13 protein-coding genes are annotated in these 13,646 nt (G+C 71.0%); 3 read left to right on the top strand and 10 right to left on the bottom strand.

From position 1 onward, the window contains the following. Positions 1–3: 3 nt before the first annotated feature. Together purE and ABZT74_RS32715 are read right to left on the bottom strand one after the other, a co-directional pair. Positions 4–528, bottom strand: a complete 525-nt coding sequence (gene purE / locus ABZT74_RS32710; RefSeq protein WP_355872220.1) for a 5-(carboxyamino)imidazole ribonucleotide mutase — start codon at positions 526–528, stop codon at positions 4–6. Then, complete coding sequence (locus ABZT74_RS32715; RefSeq protein WP_355872508.1) at positions 525–1,664, bottom strand: 5-(carboxyamino)imidazole ribonucleotide synthase; 1,140 nt, start codon at positions 1,662–1,664, stop codon at positions 525–527. The genes purE and ABZT74_RS32715 overlap by 4 nt, the downstream gene beginning before the upstream one ends. A 217-nt stretch (positions 1,665–1,881) precedes the next feature. On the opposite strand from ABZT74_RS32715, the gene ABZT74_RS32720 reads away from it, so the two are divergent. After that, positions 1,882–2,421: a GtrA family protein gene (locus tag ABZT74_RS32720; RefSeq protein ID WP_355872222.1), complete on the top strand. Its 540-nt coding sequence runs from the start codon at positions 1,882–1,884 to the stop codon at positions 2,419–2,421. A gap of 45 nt (positions 2,422–2,466) precedes the next feature. Here the strand turns inward: ABZT74_RS32720 and ABZT74_RS32725 are convergent, their stop codons facing one another. Both ABZT74_RS32725 and ABZT74_RS32730 read right to left on the bottom strand, forming a co-directional pair. After that, a complete protein-coding gene (locus ABZT74_RS32725; RefSeq protein WP_355872224.1) occupies positions 2,467–3,750 on the bottom strand; it encodes an ATP-binding protein in 1,284 nt (427 codons plus the stop codon). Positions 3,751–3,950: 200 nt separating this feature from the next. Continuing rightward, entirely contained in the window at positions 3,951–4,628 is a 678-nt protein-coding gene (locus ABZT74_RS32730; protein ID WP_018566970.1) for a response regulator transcription factor, read from the bottom strand. A gap of 522 nt (positions 4,629–5,150) precedes the next feature. Here ABZT74_RS32730 and ABZT74_RS32735 point away from each other — a divergent pair. Continuing rightward, the gene (locus ABZT74_RS32735) at positions 5,151–6,647 is read left to right on the top strand and encodes an oligopeptide:H+ symporter (protein ID WP_356172194.1); all 1,497 of its coding nucleotides are present in this window, start codon (positions 5,151–5,153) and stop codon (positions 6,645–6,647) included. Positions 6,648–6,792: 145 nt separating this feature from the next. On the opposite strand, the gene ABZT74_RS32740 is transcribed toward ABZT74_RS32735, so the two are convergent. The 6 genes from ABZT74_RS32740 to ABZT74_RS32765 form a co-directional block, all read right to left on the bottom strand. After that, positions 6,793–8,082 carry a hypothetical protein gene (locus ABZT74_RS32740; RefSeq protein ID WP_356440876.1) on the bottom strand — a complete coding sequence of 430 codons (1,290 nt, stop codon included), beginning with the start codon at positions 8,080–8,082 and terminating at the stop codon, positions 6,793–6,795. Positions 8,083–8,144: 62 nt separating this feature from the next. Then, positions 8,145–9,272, bottom strand: a complete 1,128-nt coding sequence (locus ABZT74_RS32745; protein WP_356440879.1) for a hypothetical protein — start codon at positions 9,270–9,272, stop codon at positions 8,145–8,147. A gap of 5 nt (positions 9,273–9,277) precedes the next feature. Further along, positions 9,278–10,264, bottom strand: coding sequence for a hypothetical protein (locus ABZT74_RS32750; RefSeq protein WP_356440865.1), 987 nt, complete (start codon positions 10,262–10,264; stop codon positions 9,278–9,280). Positions 10,265–10,294: 30 nt separating this feature from the next. Further along, positions 10,295–11,020 (bottom strand): LPXTG cell wall anchor domain-containing protein, encoded by a 726-nt coding sequence (locus ABZT74_RS32755; protein ID WP_355872233.1) that lies wholly within the window; start codon positions 11,018–11,020, stop codon positions 10,295–10,297. Positions 11,021–11,218: 198 nt separating this feature from the next. Beyond that, positions 11,219–11,782, bottom strand: a complete 564-nt coding sequence (locus tag ABZT74_RS32760) for an ATP-binding protein (protein WP_355872235.1) — start codon at positions 11,780–11,782, stop codon at positions 11,219–11,221. A 276-nt stretch (positions 11,783–12,058) separates the two neighbouring features. Then, positions 12,059–12,427 (bottom strand): STAS domain-containing protein, encoded by a 369-nt coding sequence (locus ABZT74_RS32765; RefSeq protein WP_355872238.1) that lies wholly within the window; start codon positions 12,425–12,427, stop codon positions 12,059–12,061. A gap of 240 nt (positions 12,428–12,667) precedes the next feature. Here ABZT74_RS32765 and ABZT74_RS32770 point away from each other — a divergent pair, with 240 nt between their 5' ends. Beyond that, the gene (locus ABZT74_RS32770; protein WP_356440868.1) at positions 12,668–13,588 is read left to right on the top strand and encodes an RNA polymerase sigma factor SigF; all 921 of its coding nucleotides are present in this window, start codon (positions 12,668–12,670) and stop codon (positions 13,586–13,588) included. Positions 13,589–13,646: the final 58 nt, after the last annotated feature.

Genomic DNA, 13,646 nt, shown 5'->3' on the forward strand with positions numbered 1-13,646 from the left:
GCGTCACTTCCCGAAGCCGAAGCCGCCGGTGCTGCCTTCGGCCTTGGCGCGCAGCCGCTTGCCCTTCTCGGTGGCCTGGTCGTTCAGCTCCTGCTGGAACTCCCGCATCCGGCCGAGGAGTTCCTCGTCGTGGGTGGCGAGGATCCGGGCGGCCAGCAGACCCGCGTTGCGGGCGCCGCCGACGGAGACGGTCGCGACGGGCACTCCGGCCGGCATCTGCACGATGGAGAGCAGCGAGTCCATGCCGTCGAGGTACTTGAGCGGTACGGGCACACCGATGACGGGCAGCGGGGTGACGGACGCCAGCATGCCCGGCAGGTGGGCCGCGCCGCCGGCGCCGGCGATGATCGCCTTGAGTCCGCGCTCGGCGGCCTGCTCGCCGTACGCGATCATCTCGCGCGGCATGCGGTGCGCGGAGACGACGTCCACCTCGTAGGGGATCTCGAACTCGTCGAGGGCCTGGGCCGCGGCCTCCATGACGGGCCAGTCGGAGTCCGAACCCATGACGATGCCTACTACGGGGCTCATTCGGTGATCGTGCCTCTCAGGTAGCCGGCTGCGTGCCGGGCGCGATCGAGGACGTCGTCCAGGTCGTCGCCATAGGTGTTGACGTGGCCGACCTTGCGTCCGGGCTTCACGTCCTTGCCGTACATGTGGATCTTGAGCTGGGGGTCGCGGGCCATGCAGTGCAGGTACGCGGAGTACATGTCCGGGTAGTCGCCACCGAGGACGTTCGCCATGACGGTCCACTTCGCGCGCGGGCGCGGGTCGCCGAGCGGGAGGTCGAGGACGGCGCGCACGTGGTTGGCGAACTGGGAGGTGATCGCGCCGTCCTGGGTCCAGTGGCCCGAGTTGTGCGGGCGCATGGCCAGTTCGTTGACGAGGATGCGTCCGTCGTGGGTCTCGAACAGCTCGACGGCCAGGTGCCCGACGACGCCGAGCTCCTTGGCGATGCGCAGGGCCAGCTCCTCCGCCTGGAGGGCCAGCTCCTCGGCGATGCCGGGTGCCGGGGCGATGACCGTGTCGCAGACGCCGTCGACCTGCTGGGACTCGACGACGGGGTAGGCGACGGCCTGTCCGTGCGGCGAGCGGACGACGTTGGCCGCCAGTTCGCGGACGAAGTCGACCTTCTCCTCGGCGAGGACCGGGACGCCCGCGCGGAAGGGTTCGGCGGCGTCCTCCGGGGAGCGGACGAACCAGACGCCCTTTCCGTCGTAGCCGCCGCGGACGGTCTTCAGGATGACCGGGAAACCGTCGCCCGCGGCGCCTTCGGGCAGGCCCTCCGCCGCGAACGCGACGACGTCCGCCACGTCGGTCACGATGCGGTGCCGCGGGCAGGGCACGCCGATCGCGTCGAGCCTCGCGCGCATCACGCCCTTGTCCTGGGCGTGCACGAGCGCGTCGGGTCCGGGGCGGACGGGGATGCCGTCCGCCTCCAGGGCCCGCAGGTGCTCGGTGGGAACCTGCTCGTGATCGAAGGTGATCACGTCACAGCCCCGCGCGAAGTCGCGCAGCGTGTCGAGGTCGCGATAGTCGCCGATGACGACGTCGCCGACGACCTGCGCCGCGGAATCCTGTGGAGTGTCACTGAGGAGCTTGAATTTGATGCCGAGCGGGATGCCCGCCTCGTGTGTCATACGAGCGAGCTGGCCGCCGCCGACCATGCCGACTACCGGGAACGTCACGCTCCAAGAGTATCGGCCACGCCACGCTGGCTGGTTTCGGCACCGGTACGCCCGATTTTCCGTGCTGGTGACCGGGTCTTTTCTTACCTGTGAAGTCATGCGGGGGCACTGCGCGGGGGCGCTGGTTAGCATGGCCGGGTTGACGTATTCCATCGCTTGATCGACGACGTACCCACCTACGGGGGCTGGCGACACCATGGACAGTGCTTCCTCGGGGCCTCAGGCGGGGCCCCGCAGCGCGGTTCGACGCCGCTTCGACCTGCTCCTCCGGGAGGTCGCCAAGTTCGGCGCGGTGGGTGGAACCGGGCTCCTCGTCAACCTGCTCGTGTTCAACCTGGTGCGCCACACCACGGATCTTCAGGTCGTGCGCGCCAGTGTCATCGCGACGGTCGTCTCCATCGTCTTCAACTACGTCGGCTTCCGCTACTTCACGTACCGGGACCGTGACAAGGGCGGCCGCACCAAGGAGCTGACGCTGTTCCTGCTGTTCAGCGCGGTGGGACTGGTCATCGAGAACGGCGTGCTCTACGCCGCGACGTACGGCTTCGGCTGGGACAGCCCGCTCCAGAGCAACATCTTCAAGTTCCTCGGCATCGGCGTCGCGACGCTGTTCCGCTTCTGGTCCTACCGCACCTGGGTGTTCCGGTCGCTTCCGGCCCGCGAGGCCGTGGCCAGTGCCGAATCGTTCCTGGACGAGGAGCCGGAGCCCCGGCGGGCCCGGGCACGGGCGAACTGACCCCGGCGGGCCCCGTCCACTCCCCCGCTCCCCCGGCTCCCCTGCCTACCTGACCGTCCGCTCCTCGTCGTCCTCGCCGATCAGCGGACCTCGTTTCAGCGGGGTCCGGGACAGGAACAGGCCGAAGACCGGGGGCTGGGCCTGGAGCATCTCCAGACGGCCGCCGTCGGCCTCCGCGAGGTCGCGGGCGACGGCCAGACCGATGCCGGTGGAGTTGCGGCCGCTGATGGTGCGCTCGAAGATGCGGGCGCCGAGGTCGGTGGGGACGCCCGGTCCCTCGTCGGTGACCTCGATGACGGCCTGGTTGCCGATGACCCGGGTCCGCAGCGCGACCGTGCCGCCGCCGTGCATGAGGCTGTTCTCGATCAGCGCCGCGAGCACCTGGGCGACCGCGCCCGGCGTGCCCACCGCCTGGAGGTGGCGCTTGCCGGAGCTGACGATCGCGCGGCCCGCGCTGCGGTAGGCGGGGCGCCACTCCTCCAGCTGCTGCTTGATGACCTCGTCGAGGTCGAAGGTGACCGCGGAGCCGGTGCGCGGGTCGCGGGCGTTGGTGAGCAGCCGCTCGACCACGTCCGTGAGGCGTTCCACCTGCGTCAGCGCGATCGTCGCCTCCTCCTTCACCGTGTCCGGGTCGTCGGTGAGGGTGATCTCCTCCAGGCGCATCGACAGCGCCGTCAGAGGTGTGCGCAGCTGGTGGGAGGCGTCGGCGGCGAGCCGGCGCTCGGCGGTGAGCATGCGGGCGATGCGCTCGGCGCTGCCGTCCAGGACGTCGGCGACGCGGTCCAGCTCGGGAACGCCGTAGCGCTTGTGGCGCGGGCGCGGGTCACCGGAACCCAGCCGCTCCGCCGTCTCGGCGAGGTCGGTGAGCGGGGAGGCGAGACGGTTCGCCTGGCGCACGGCGAGCAGGACGGCGGCGATGATGGCCAGCAGGGCGACGGCGCCGATGATCAGCAGGGTGCGGCCGACCTCTCGGGTCACCGAGGAGCGGGGCTCCTGGACGGTGACCGACTCGCCCTCCTCGCCCTTGGCGGTGTAGTGGATGACGTCGCCGGTGGGCTCGTCGCCGACCTCGATGGGTTCGCGGCCGGGGATCCTGATCACGGCGTAGCGCTGGTCGGTGACCTGGTTGCGGAACGTGTCGCTGGAGATGTTCTCGTCGCCGAGGATGCGGCTGTCCACGATGCTGGCCAGCCGCAGCGCCTCGGAGTCCACGCGTTCCTGGGCGCTGTTGCTGATCGTGCGGGTCTCGACGATGACGAGGGAGACGCCGAACACGGCGATCACGACGAGCACGACGGCGAGGGTGGACTGGATGAGACGGCGACGCACGGGGCCCTCCGGGCAGGTGGCGGTACGTGGACCAGTGTGCACGGTCGCCGGGCCGCCGTCTCGGGGCGCCGGGCCGGGGTGCGGGGTTTGCGTCGCCGCCCTTCGGCTTCCCGCACGGCTCCGCGGCAGGGACCCGTCCGCGGCGCGGTGCGCGGAACGCCTCGGGGGCCGGACGGTCGTCCGGCCCCCGGGGTGAGGCCTCAGCTCTTCTCGAAGCGGAAGCCGACTCCTCGTACCGTCGCGATGTAGCGGGGGTTCGCCGCGTCGTCGCCGAGCTTCTTGCGCAGCCAGGAGATGTGCATGTCGAGCGTCTTGGTCGAGGACCACCAGGTGGTGTCCCAGACCTCGCGCATCAGCTGGTCGCGGGTGACGACCCGGCCGGCGTCGCGCACCAGCACCCGCAGCAGGTCGAACTCCTTGGCGGTGAGCTGGAGTTCCTCGTCGCCCATCCAGGCGCGGTGCGACTCGACGTCGATCCGCACGCCGTGGGTGGCGGGCGGCTGCTGGGGCTCGGCCGCGCCGCGCCGCAGCAGCGCCCGGACGCGGGCCAGCAGTTCGGCGAGCCGGAAGGGCTTGGTGACGTAGTCGTCGGCGCCCGCGTCGAGGCCGACGACGGTGTCCACCTCGTCGGCGCGTGCGGTGAGGATGAGGATGGGCACGGTGTGCCCCTCCGCGCGGAGCCGGCGGGCGACTTCCAGGCCGTCCATGCCGGGCAGCCCGAGGTCCAGGACGACCAGGTCGACGCCGCCCTGCATTCCGGCGTCGAGCGCGGTGGGTCCGTCTTCGCGGACTTCGACCTCGTAACCCTCCCGGCGCAGGGCACGGGCCAGCGGCTCCGAGATGGACGCGTCGTCCTCGGCGAGCAGTACACGGGTCATGGGGTGATGGTAGTCCGCCGCGGACGAGGCTCGGGCAGCGATCGGCCTCCGTGATTCACACCCGCCGTCCGGGTGTTTCTTACCTGCGGGTGTGGGATGCCATCCTGAGGAACACCTTCGAATGGCTCTCGACGGTTCCATGATCGCCTGTGATCCATCTCTCAAGTCCTTCCATATGGTGCATTGCCATGTCGTATGGTGACCGGACGCCTGTAGCACCACATGGGGACCTTTGGCGCGTGCTTGATGCTGAAGGTCTCTTTTGTGTGCGGGCTGGTGTTCGCCAGCCTCGAAAGGAATGACCTGTGGCCGGGCCCGGGACGCACTGATGCGCACCGGGCGTGGATCCCGGTGGTCGCCGTCCACCGCTTCGCAATCCGGAGCGGACTCCCCGTGGGCGTGGGGGCGGACGCCGTAACCGCCGGTGCCGGCCGCCCCCCACTGGGCGCGCGACTCCTCCAGCCAACGACTCCGGTCCGGCCGGGGGACCCCCACAGCGCGTCCCGACAGCAAGGAACAACCATGGCGTCCAGCCTGACGAAGGCCTCGGTGAACCCGGGTACCCCCGGTTCCGGGAAGACCTTCTTCGGCCACCCCCGCGGACTGGCCACTCTCTTCATGACCGAGATGTGGGAGCGGTTCTCCTACTACGGCATGAAGGCACTGCTCCCGCTGTACCTGGTGGCACCGGGCGGCCTGCACATGAACGCGGCCACCGCGACCGCGATCTACTCGGTGTACCTGTCGCTGGTGTACCTGCTCGCCCTGCCCGGCGGCTGGTTCGCCGACCGGGTGCTCGGCCCCCGCAAGACGGTCGCCGTCGCGGGTCTGATCATCATGCTCGGCCACCTCACCCTGGCCCTGCCGACCTCCGGGACCTTCTTCGCCGGTCTCGGACTCGTCGCCATAGGTTCCGGTCTGCTGAAGGCCAACATCTCGACGATGGTCGGCCACCTCTACGAGGGTCCGGACGACCCGCGCCGTGACGGTGGCTTCACCCTCTTCTACATCGGCATCAACCTGGGCGCGTTCATAGCGCCGCTGATCATCGGCACCGTCGGTGAGAACGTGAACTGGCACCTGGGCTTCGCCATCGCCGCGCTCGGCATGGCCGTGGGTCTGGCGCAGTACCTGCTCGGCGGCCGTCACCTGAGCCCGCGCTCGCAGGAGGTCCCCACGCCCCTGTCCGCGCAGGAGAAGACCGCGACGCTGCGCAAGTCCGCGCTCTGGGCCGCCGTGGCCGTCGTCTTCTACGCGATCGTCGGCTTCTCGGGCCACTACACGCTCAACTGGCTGCTGGTCCCGATCACGCTCGCCGGCCTGATCATCCCGGTCATGGTCATCGGGCGTATCAGGCGGGACAAGTCGCTGGACCGCGCCGACCAGTCGAAGATGTCCGCGTACGTCTGGTTCTTCATCGCCGCGGCCGTCTTCTGGATGATCTACGACCAGGGCGGGTCGACGATGTCGATCTTCGCCGACTCGTCGGCCGAGAACACCATCTTCGGCTGGGAGTTCCCGGTCTCCTGGTACCAGTCCGTCAACCCGGTCATGATCATGGCGCTCGCCCCGGTCTTCGCCTGGCTGTGGCTGGCGCTGAACCGGCGCGGCAAGGAGCCGAGCACGGCCACCAAGTTCGCCTCCGGCCTGATCCTGGTCGGCGCGTCGTTCTTCCTCTTCCTGGCCCCGCTGACGATCGCCGAGGGCGGTCACAAGGCGGCCGCCATGTGGCTGGTGGCCATCTACTTCGTCCAGACCGTCGGTGAGCTGACGCTCTCTCCGGTCGGCCTCTCGGTCACCACCAAGATGGCTCCGGCGAAGTACGCCTCCCAGATGATGGGTGTCTGGTTCCTGGCCGTCACCGCGGGTGACGCCACGACCGGCCTGCTCTCCATCGCCAACGTCGACCTCAACAAGACGGGCATCGTGGCCCTGGAGGCCACGCTCGCCGTGGTCGCCGGTATCGCGGTGTGGATGTACCGCAAGAAGGTCAAGCAGCTGATGGGCGACGTCCGCTGACGTAGGCCGCACTGAGCCGAAGGGCCGCCGCACCCCAGGGTGCGGCGGCCCTTCGGCGTTTCGGGACAGCGGCCGCCTTCCCGCCGCTCGGCCCCGCGGGCACCGCGTAGGTCGCAGGACCCGGTTCACGGTGCCCGACGGACGGTCACCTGGTCCTGCGGTGGGGCATGAAGGTGAAGACCGCGCCGCCCAGCAGGATCACCGTGCCCGCGACCAGGCCGAGCGCCGTGAGGGCGCCGTGGCTGTCGGAGCCGGTCTCGGCGAGGCCGCCGGACGCCGAGCCCGCAGAACCCGAGCCGGACGACGAGGACCCGCCGCCCGACGCGCCGCCCGCCTGCTCGGAGGTGTCCAGGGTGAGCGAGACCTCGGACTCGGCCGGGGTGCACGTCGTCGTCGTACCGAGGGCCATCACCGTCAGGACGCCCGGGGACAGCGTCGAGCTGCCGGTCGCGCCCGGCTTGTACGTGCCCTTCAGGTCCGGGACCTCGATCGGGTCGCCCGACTTGATCGGCGCGGAGTTGGCCGGGCCCTCGACATGGACGGTCCCCTTGTCGGCGCCGCCGAGGACGACCTCCATCGAGGGCTTCACGGAGTCGGCGGGGATGTCGGCCGGGCTGTCCATCACGGACTTCCCGAACTTGACGGTCAGGCCGTAACTCCCGCCGCTCCTCGTGGCGTTGATCTGCACGGGCGAGGTGGCGTCCTTGTCCCCGATGGGTGTCTTGCACGCGTAGGCGACGGAGACCTCCTTGCCGGTGAAGTCGCTCTGCCCACCGCCTCCGCTGGAGCCGCCGCTGTCGCCGCCGGTCGTTCCCCCGGTCCCGCTGCCGGTCGGCGACGGGGTGGCCGAGCCGGTCGGTCCGCCGGTGGGGGTCGGCGTCGGCGTCGACGTGGAGCCTCCCGTCCCGCCGCCCGTCCCACCGCCGGCGGCCGTCACCTTGATGGTCGCGGAGGAGCCCACCGCCTCCTTGGGCGAACACTTGGTGTCGGTGGAGATCGGCTTGTTGACGTTGATGTTGTACGCGTCCGGGGTCAGCGTGACGTCACCCGCCGCGGTCAGCTTGAGCCTGCCCGTCATGTCGGACAGCTTCATGTCGCTGTTCTTGGGGATCGCGGGATTCTGGCGCGGCCCGTCCATGGCGATGCTCGCGGTCTGCGCGCCGCCCGCCTTGAGGGTGCCGGAGGGCTTCACCGTGTCCTTGTCGAGGTCGAGGACGTCCGGGTTCTTCGACGCGGCCTGGGCGAACTTCCAGGTGATGGTGACCTCGTCACCCACCTTCGCCTCGGCGGGCGCGGTGATCTCCACCTTCGTGGTGCCCTGCACGGCGGGCAGCCCGGAGATCGCGGGCGGAATGCACTCCGTCTTGTACGACACCTCGGCGGCCTGCGCCGGTACGGCGGCCACGCCCAGCAGGATGCCCGCACCGCCGAGCATCAGCGCGACTCCGGCCGCGCCCGATCTGCGTCCGGTGTCCGGTACCACTCTCCGTAGCGTCCTCACGTATGTCCCTCTCTCGTCTGTGTCGTCGGACCGTTCTCGTGCGGTGCGGAGAGCCGGCCGTTCGTCGCGGTGCCCGGATCGCTGTCCGGGGTGAACCACGGCAGGGCGGCCGGAGCCGGCGAGGCGTCCGAGACGTTCGCCGGAGTCTGTGGGTGTGCGGCGGAGGCGGGGGCAGGCCGGGGCAGGCGCTGCGTGAGGCCGGTCAGGCGCAGGCCCCGGTGCCCGCCCGCACGTCCGGTCGACCGGTGCGGGCGCACCCGGTCCACCACGGCCATGCCGACGCGGAACACCGCGGCCGGGACGACCACGCAGAGCAGGATCCAGAAGACGGTCACACCCCAGGGGCGGCCCACGCCCCACGGCTGCTCGGCGAGCACCTTCCCGCCGTACTCGAGCGAGACCGTGTAGTCACCGTGCGCACCGGCCGCCAGCTCGAACGGGAGCTTGATCTGCGCCTTCCGGCCCGGCGCGACGGTGCCGCGCCACTCCTGCTCCTCCCACTGCGGGGCGAACACGCCGTGGGAGGTGCCGACCTGGAAGACCGGGTTCTTCACGGGGGCGGTACCGACGTTGCCGACCGTGAAGACGAGGGTGCGCGCGGGCGGCGAGCCGAACCAGGTCAGCAGGCCGCTCGACCCGTCGAGGCGGGTGTCCGTGAGCACCGAGAGCCGGGCCCCGCTCTCCTCCTTGGGCAGTGGTTCGACCGAGTGCCCGGCCACCATGAAGATGGCGTCCGCCTCCGCCTTGGCGCCGGTGACGGTGGCGACGTGGACCACGCAGGGGCACGGCTTGGGCGGTTCGGCGACCGGCAGCTTTTTGCTGAAGGCACCCTTGGCGTCGGTGGTGACGGCCCGGCCGTCGGCGTTGGCGCAGGAGTTGGTGCCGCCGATCACGCCGCGCGAGGGCACCGACCGGCCGCAGATGAGCATCATCAGCAGGGTCTTGGGCCGCCACCCGCTGCCGCTCACGGTGACCGAACCGCCCGCCCCCGCCTGGGACCGGGACAGCTTCACGGCCGGCCCCGCGTCGGCGGACGCCGGGCCCGCCGAGGCCGTCGCCGCCAACGGGACCAGGAGAAGGGCCAGAACGGCGCCCAGCGCCGCCATCCGCATCTTGCCACCCAGGACACTCACGCCACCGCTCCCGTCAACTCGACCTCTGGGCCGGGCTGTTCGACCGCCGCCCCGCTCTCCCGGCTCCGGCGTCGGTGACGCCACGGGCCCGGCCGCTCGGGACGCCTCCGCCGTCGCAGGGCGAAGAAGGCGACCACCGCCGCCAGGACGGCCCCCGCTCCGGCCGGCGCCCACCACGGCACGAACCGGGCCGACGCGGTCGCCGTGCCGCGTGCCCCGCCCGCCGCGGTCACCGTCAGCCGCACCTCGACCGCGTCGAGGACCGGCGGGCCGGTCCAGGGTTCGTGGAGCGTGACGCGGCGTCCGGGGAGGAGGTCGACGGGCAGGGTGCGCGGGGCACGGTCCAGCACATCGCCGAGGACGCCGTCCGCGTGCACGGCGAGACGCGGGGTGAGGACCGTGGTGCCGCGGTTGACCAGTTGGTAGGAGATCCGGCCGCTCCCCACCCTGACGTGTTCGACCGTCAGGGCCGACAGCGCGGGTCCGGCCACCCGCAGCTGGATCCGGACCGCCGCGGTGCGGCCCGCCGCGCCGGCGACGATCGCGCCGGGATGGTCACCGGGCGCCGCGTCCGCCGGGACGGCCACGGTGAACGGCACGTCCGCACGGGTGTGCGCGGGCACCCGCAGGGACAGGGCCCGCGCCGCGGTCCGCCGGCCGTCGGCGCGCCCGGCGAAGGCGATCCACGCACCCGTGTCCGTGGCTCCCTCGCGCACGGTGGAGGCGCCGTCGGCGGTGCTGTCCGCGTCGGCGCCGCGCAGCCGGACCGTGAGCGGCCTGCCGCCCGGGTTGACCACGGACACGGCGTCCTGGAGGACCGTGCCGGGCGTGCCCTCCGCGTACACGGAGGGCCGTCCGTCGGCCGCGCCGCCCGCGGCCGGGACGACGGACCAGCTCTGCGCGGCCGAGGCCGCCGGGGCCGCGCAGAGCAGCACCAGAGTCGTCAGGCCCAGCACGCGGGCGGCGGGGAGTGCGTAGGGCATGCGGCGGCTCCAGGTCGTCGTGCGGGGAGGTCAGCGGCGTACCGCCTGATGCCTGCGCGTCAGCCACAGCACGCCCGCCGCGCCCGCGAGCAGGACCGTGCCGCCGAGCGTGCCGAGGGCGATCGCGGAGTCCGCGGGGCCGGTCTGCGGGAGCTGCCCGCCGGAGTCCGAGCCGCTCTGGCTGCCGCTCGAACCCGAGGAGCCGGACGAACCCGAGCCGGAGCCCGAACTGCCGCCCGCCGCCTTCACGTCGAGGGTCAGCGAGGGCTTCGGGCCGTTCGAGGGCGAGCACGTGGTCGTGGTGCCGAGTGCCTTGATGGTGAGGACGCCCGCGGTGAAGGTGACCTTGCCGGACTTCTTCGGTGTGTACGTGCCGCTCAGGTCACTGATCTTGATGGGCGTGTTGGCGGGGATCGCGGCCGCGTTGGCCGCTCCGGTGACCGCCACGGTGCCGCTGTCGGCGCCGCCCACCTTGATGACGGCGCTCGGCGTCATGGCGCCCTTGCCGAGTTCGACCGGGCTGGAGGAGACGCCCTTCTGCCAGGACATGGTGAGCTTGTAGCCGCTGCCGCTCCTGACGCCCTTGATGTCGATGGGCGACACCGCGCTCTTGTCCCCGATCGGCGTCTTGCACTGGTAGTTGACGTCGACGACGTCGGCCTGGGCTGCCGGGGCGGCCATCAGCACCGCCGAGCCGGCCAGGGCCGCGGCGCACGCGAGCGCGGCGGTTCGTTTCTGGTACGTCCGGTACGACACGGGCCTGCCCCTCAATCCTGACGTCGTCCACGACGGGACACGCGGCGAGATTTCTGACGGAACATCAGATCGGCCGTCAAGGTACGCCCGGGGACTTACGGAGGGAAGACAAAGTGCGCGCCGGATCCCTGAGGGATCCGGCGCGCAGAGTGCCGTGCGGGACGGGTGTCGGTGGGTGTGTGCGGCGGACGCCCCGCGTCAGGCGGGTGCGCCCAGCTCCGCCCACACGGTCTTGCCGGAGACGCCGGGGCTGCGGACGACCCCCCAGTCCAGGCAGAGCCGCTGCACGATGAACATGCCGTGGCCGCCGGGGCGGCCCGCGCGGTGCGGGGTGCGCGGTGCGGGCTGGCCCGCACCGCGGTCCGAGACCTCGATGCGCAGCACCTTGTTGTCGACGGAGATCCGGAGTTCCTCCGGGCCCTCGGCGTGCAGACAGGCGTTCGTGACCAGCTCGGAGACGACCAGCAGGACGTCCTCGGCGGCGGCACGCCGGTCGGCGCCCTCGGCGGGCAGCCAGCCCCAGGCGTACAGCGCCTGGCGGGCGAAGTCGCGGGCGAGCGGTACGACGCCGCTCTCGCCCTCGAAAGCCAGTCTCCGGGCCTGGCGGCCCGGAGGAGCGAGGACCGCGCCGTCCGGAGAGGCTCCGTCGCCGGGCGGTCCGCCGTCCACGGGCGCCGCGTCGTCCACGGACGCCCCGGAAGCGCCGCCGTCGCCCGACTCAGGGCCGCGGTCGCCCGGCGGGTAAGGCCGGGTGGTGCTCATCAGCGCTTCACCTCACCGATTCACCGGTTCACAATTCAAGACTCGGTACGCAGTACTCAGTACGGATGGATCAACGGCTTTCGCCGCGTGTGGATCGGACGACTTTCGCCGCACCGGAGGCCGGCCCGCTCGCTGCCGACGCATCCAGGATGTCTCCTGCCCGACGGAACCGTCCGAACACCCACTTATTCGGCACGGAAACTGTGACGCGAGTAACGCGCCGGTCACGCGGGGGCGACTGGGACCTAACGGCGACATGATCGACGGGCCGCCCGGTCAGTCGGCGAGAGCCGCTTCGAGCGTGTCGTGCACGGTGAAGACGGCCTCCGCCCCGGTGATCTCGAAGACCCGTGCGACCACCGGCTGCATCGCGGCCAGGTGGACGCCACCGCCCGCGGCCTCGGCCTTCAGCCGGGCACCGAGCAGCACGTTCAGTCCGGTGGAGTCACAGAACTCCAGGCGCGAACAGTCGACGACGAGCCGTGAGTACCCCTTTTCGAGGCACCCTTCGAGTGGCTCACGCAACAAATCGGCCGTGTGGTGATCCAACTCACCCGCGGGGGTCACGACGGCACTAGTGCCGTCCTCCCGCACCTCGACAAGAAGCCGGCCAGACTGTGCGCTGCCGACCGTCCCGCGGTCCATGCCGTCTCTCTCCCGAGCGTCGCGACTGCTGATGTACGCACTCGAACACTACGCCTTCTCTACGTCACCTGACACCCGAACAACCCCCCGCAAACGGACATTTCGCCACAGAAGGCACTTGCGACAAGTTCACAAAAGCGGGTAGGGCTAGTAGAGACACCTATCCGACCCGGCCGGCTTTGGAGGCGCCGCACACCGCACCGTGCACGTATTGGCATCGGCGGCCATATGCCGAGAACGATGGAGGACACCATGTCACCCCGGCTCGACGCATCGCATACCCAGACGGCGACGTCGACACTCTCTCCGGTCGGTCCGGAGCACCTCGACGACCCCGGCACCGACGGAGTCGACGGACTCGCGGGACTCCCGGAGATCCCCCCGTACGACGAGGTGGGGCCGGTGGACGCACGGGCCCTGTCCAAGACGCTCTTCGCGCGTCTCGAGTCCCTCGAAGAGGGCACGCACGACTACTCGTACGTCCGCAACACGCTCGTCGAACTCAATCTCGCGCTGGTGAAGTTCGCCGCCTCCCGCTTCCGCTCCCGCAGCGAGCCGATGGAGGACATCATCCAGGTCGGCACCATCGGCCTGATCAAGGCGATCGACCGCTTCGAACTGAGCCGCGGCGTCGAGTTCCCCACCTTCGCCATGCCAACCATCATCGGCGAGATCAAGCGGTTCTTCCGTGACACCTCCTGGTCGGTGCGGGTCCCCCGCCGGCTTCAGGAACTCCGGCTCGACCTGGCCAAGGCGGGCGACGAACTCGCGCAGAAGCTGGACCGCGCTCCGACAGTGGGAGAGCTGGCGGAACGCCTCGGCATCAGCAACGACGAGGTCGTCGAAGGCATGGCCGCGTCCAACGCCTACACGGCGAGCTCGCTGGACGCCCAGCCCGAGGAGGACGACTCCGAGGGCGCCCTGGCGGACCGCATCGGCTACGAGGACAACGGACTCGAGGGCATCGAGTTCGTGGAGTCCGTCAAGCCGCTGATCGCCGAACTCCCGCAGCGCGACCGGCAGATCCTCTCGCTGCGCTTCGTGGCGAACATGACCCAGTCCGAGATCGGCGACGAACTCGGCATCTCCCAGATGCATGTCTCCCGGCTCCTGTCGCGCACCCTCGTGCGACTCCGGAAGGGACTGACCGTCGAGGAGTGACAGGGCTTCGCGGCCCGTGCGGCCGCGCATCGGAGCGGTCCGGCGCCGATGGCGCCGG

The sequence above is a fragment of the Streptomyces sp. NPDC005302 genome (assembly GCF_040607345.1).
Classification (GTDB): domain Bacteria; phylum Actinomycetota; class Actinomycetes; order Streptomycetales; family Streptomycetaceae; genus Streptomyces.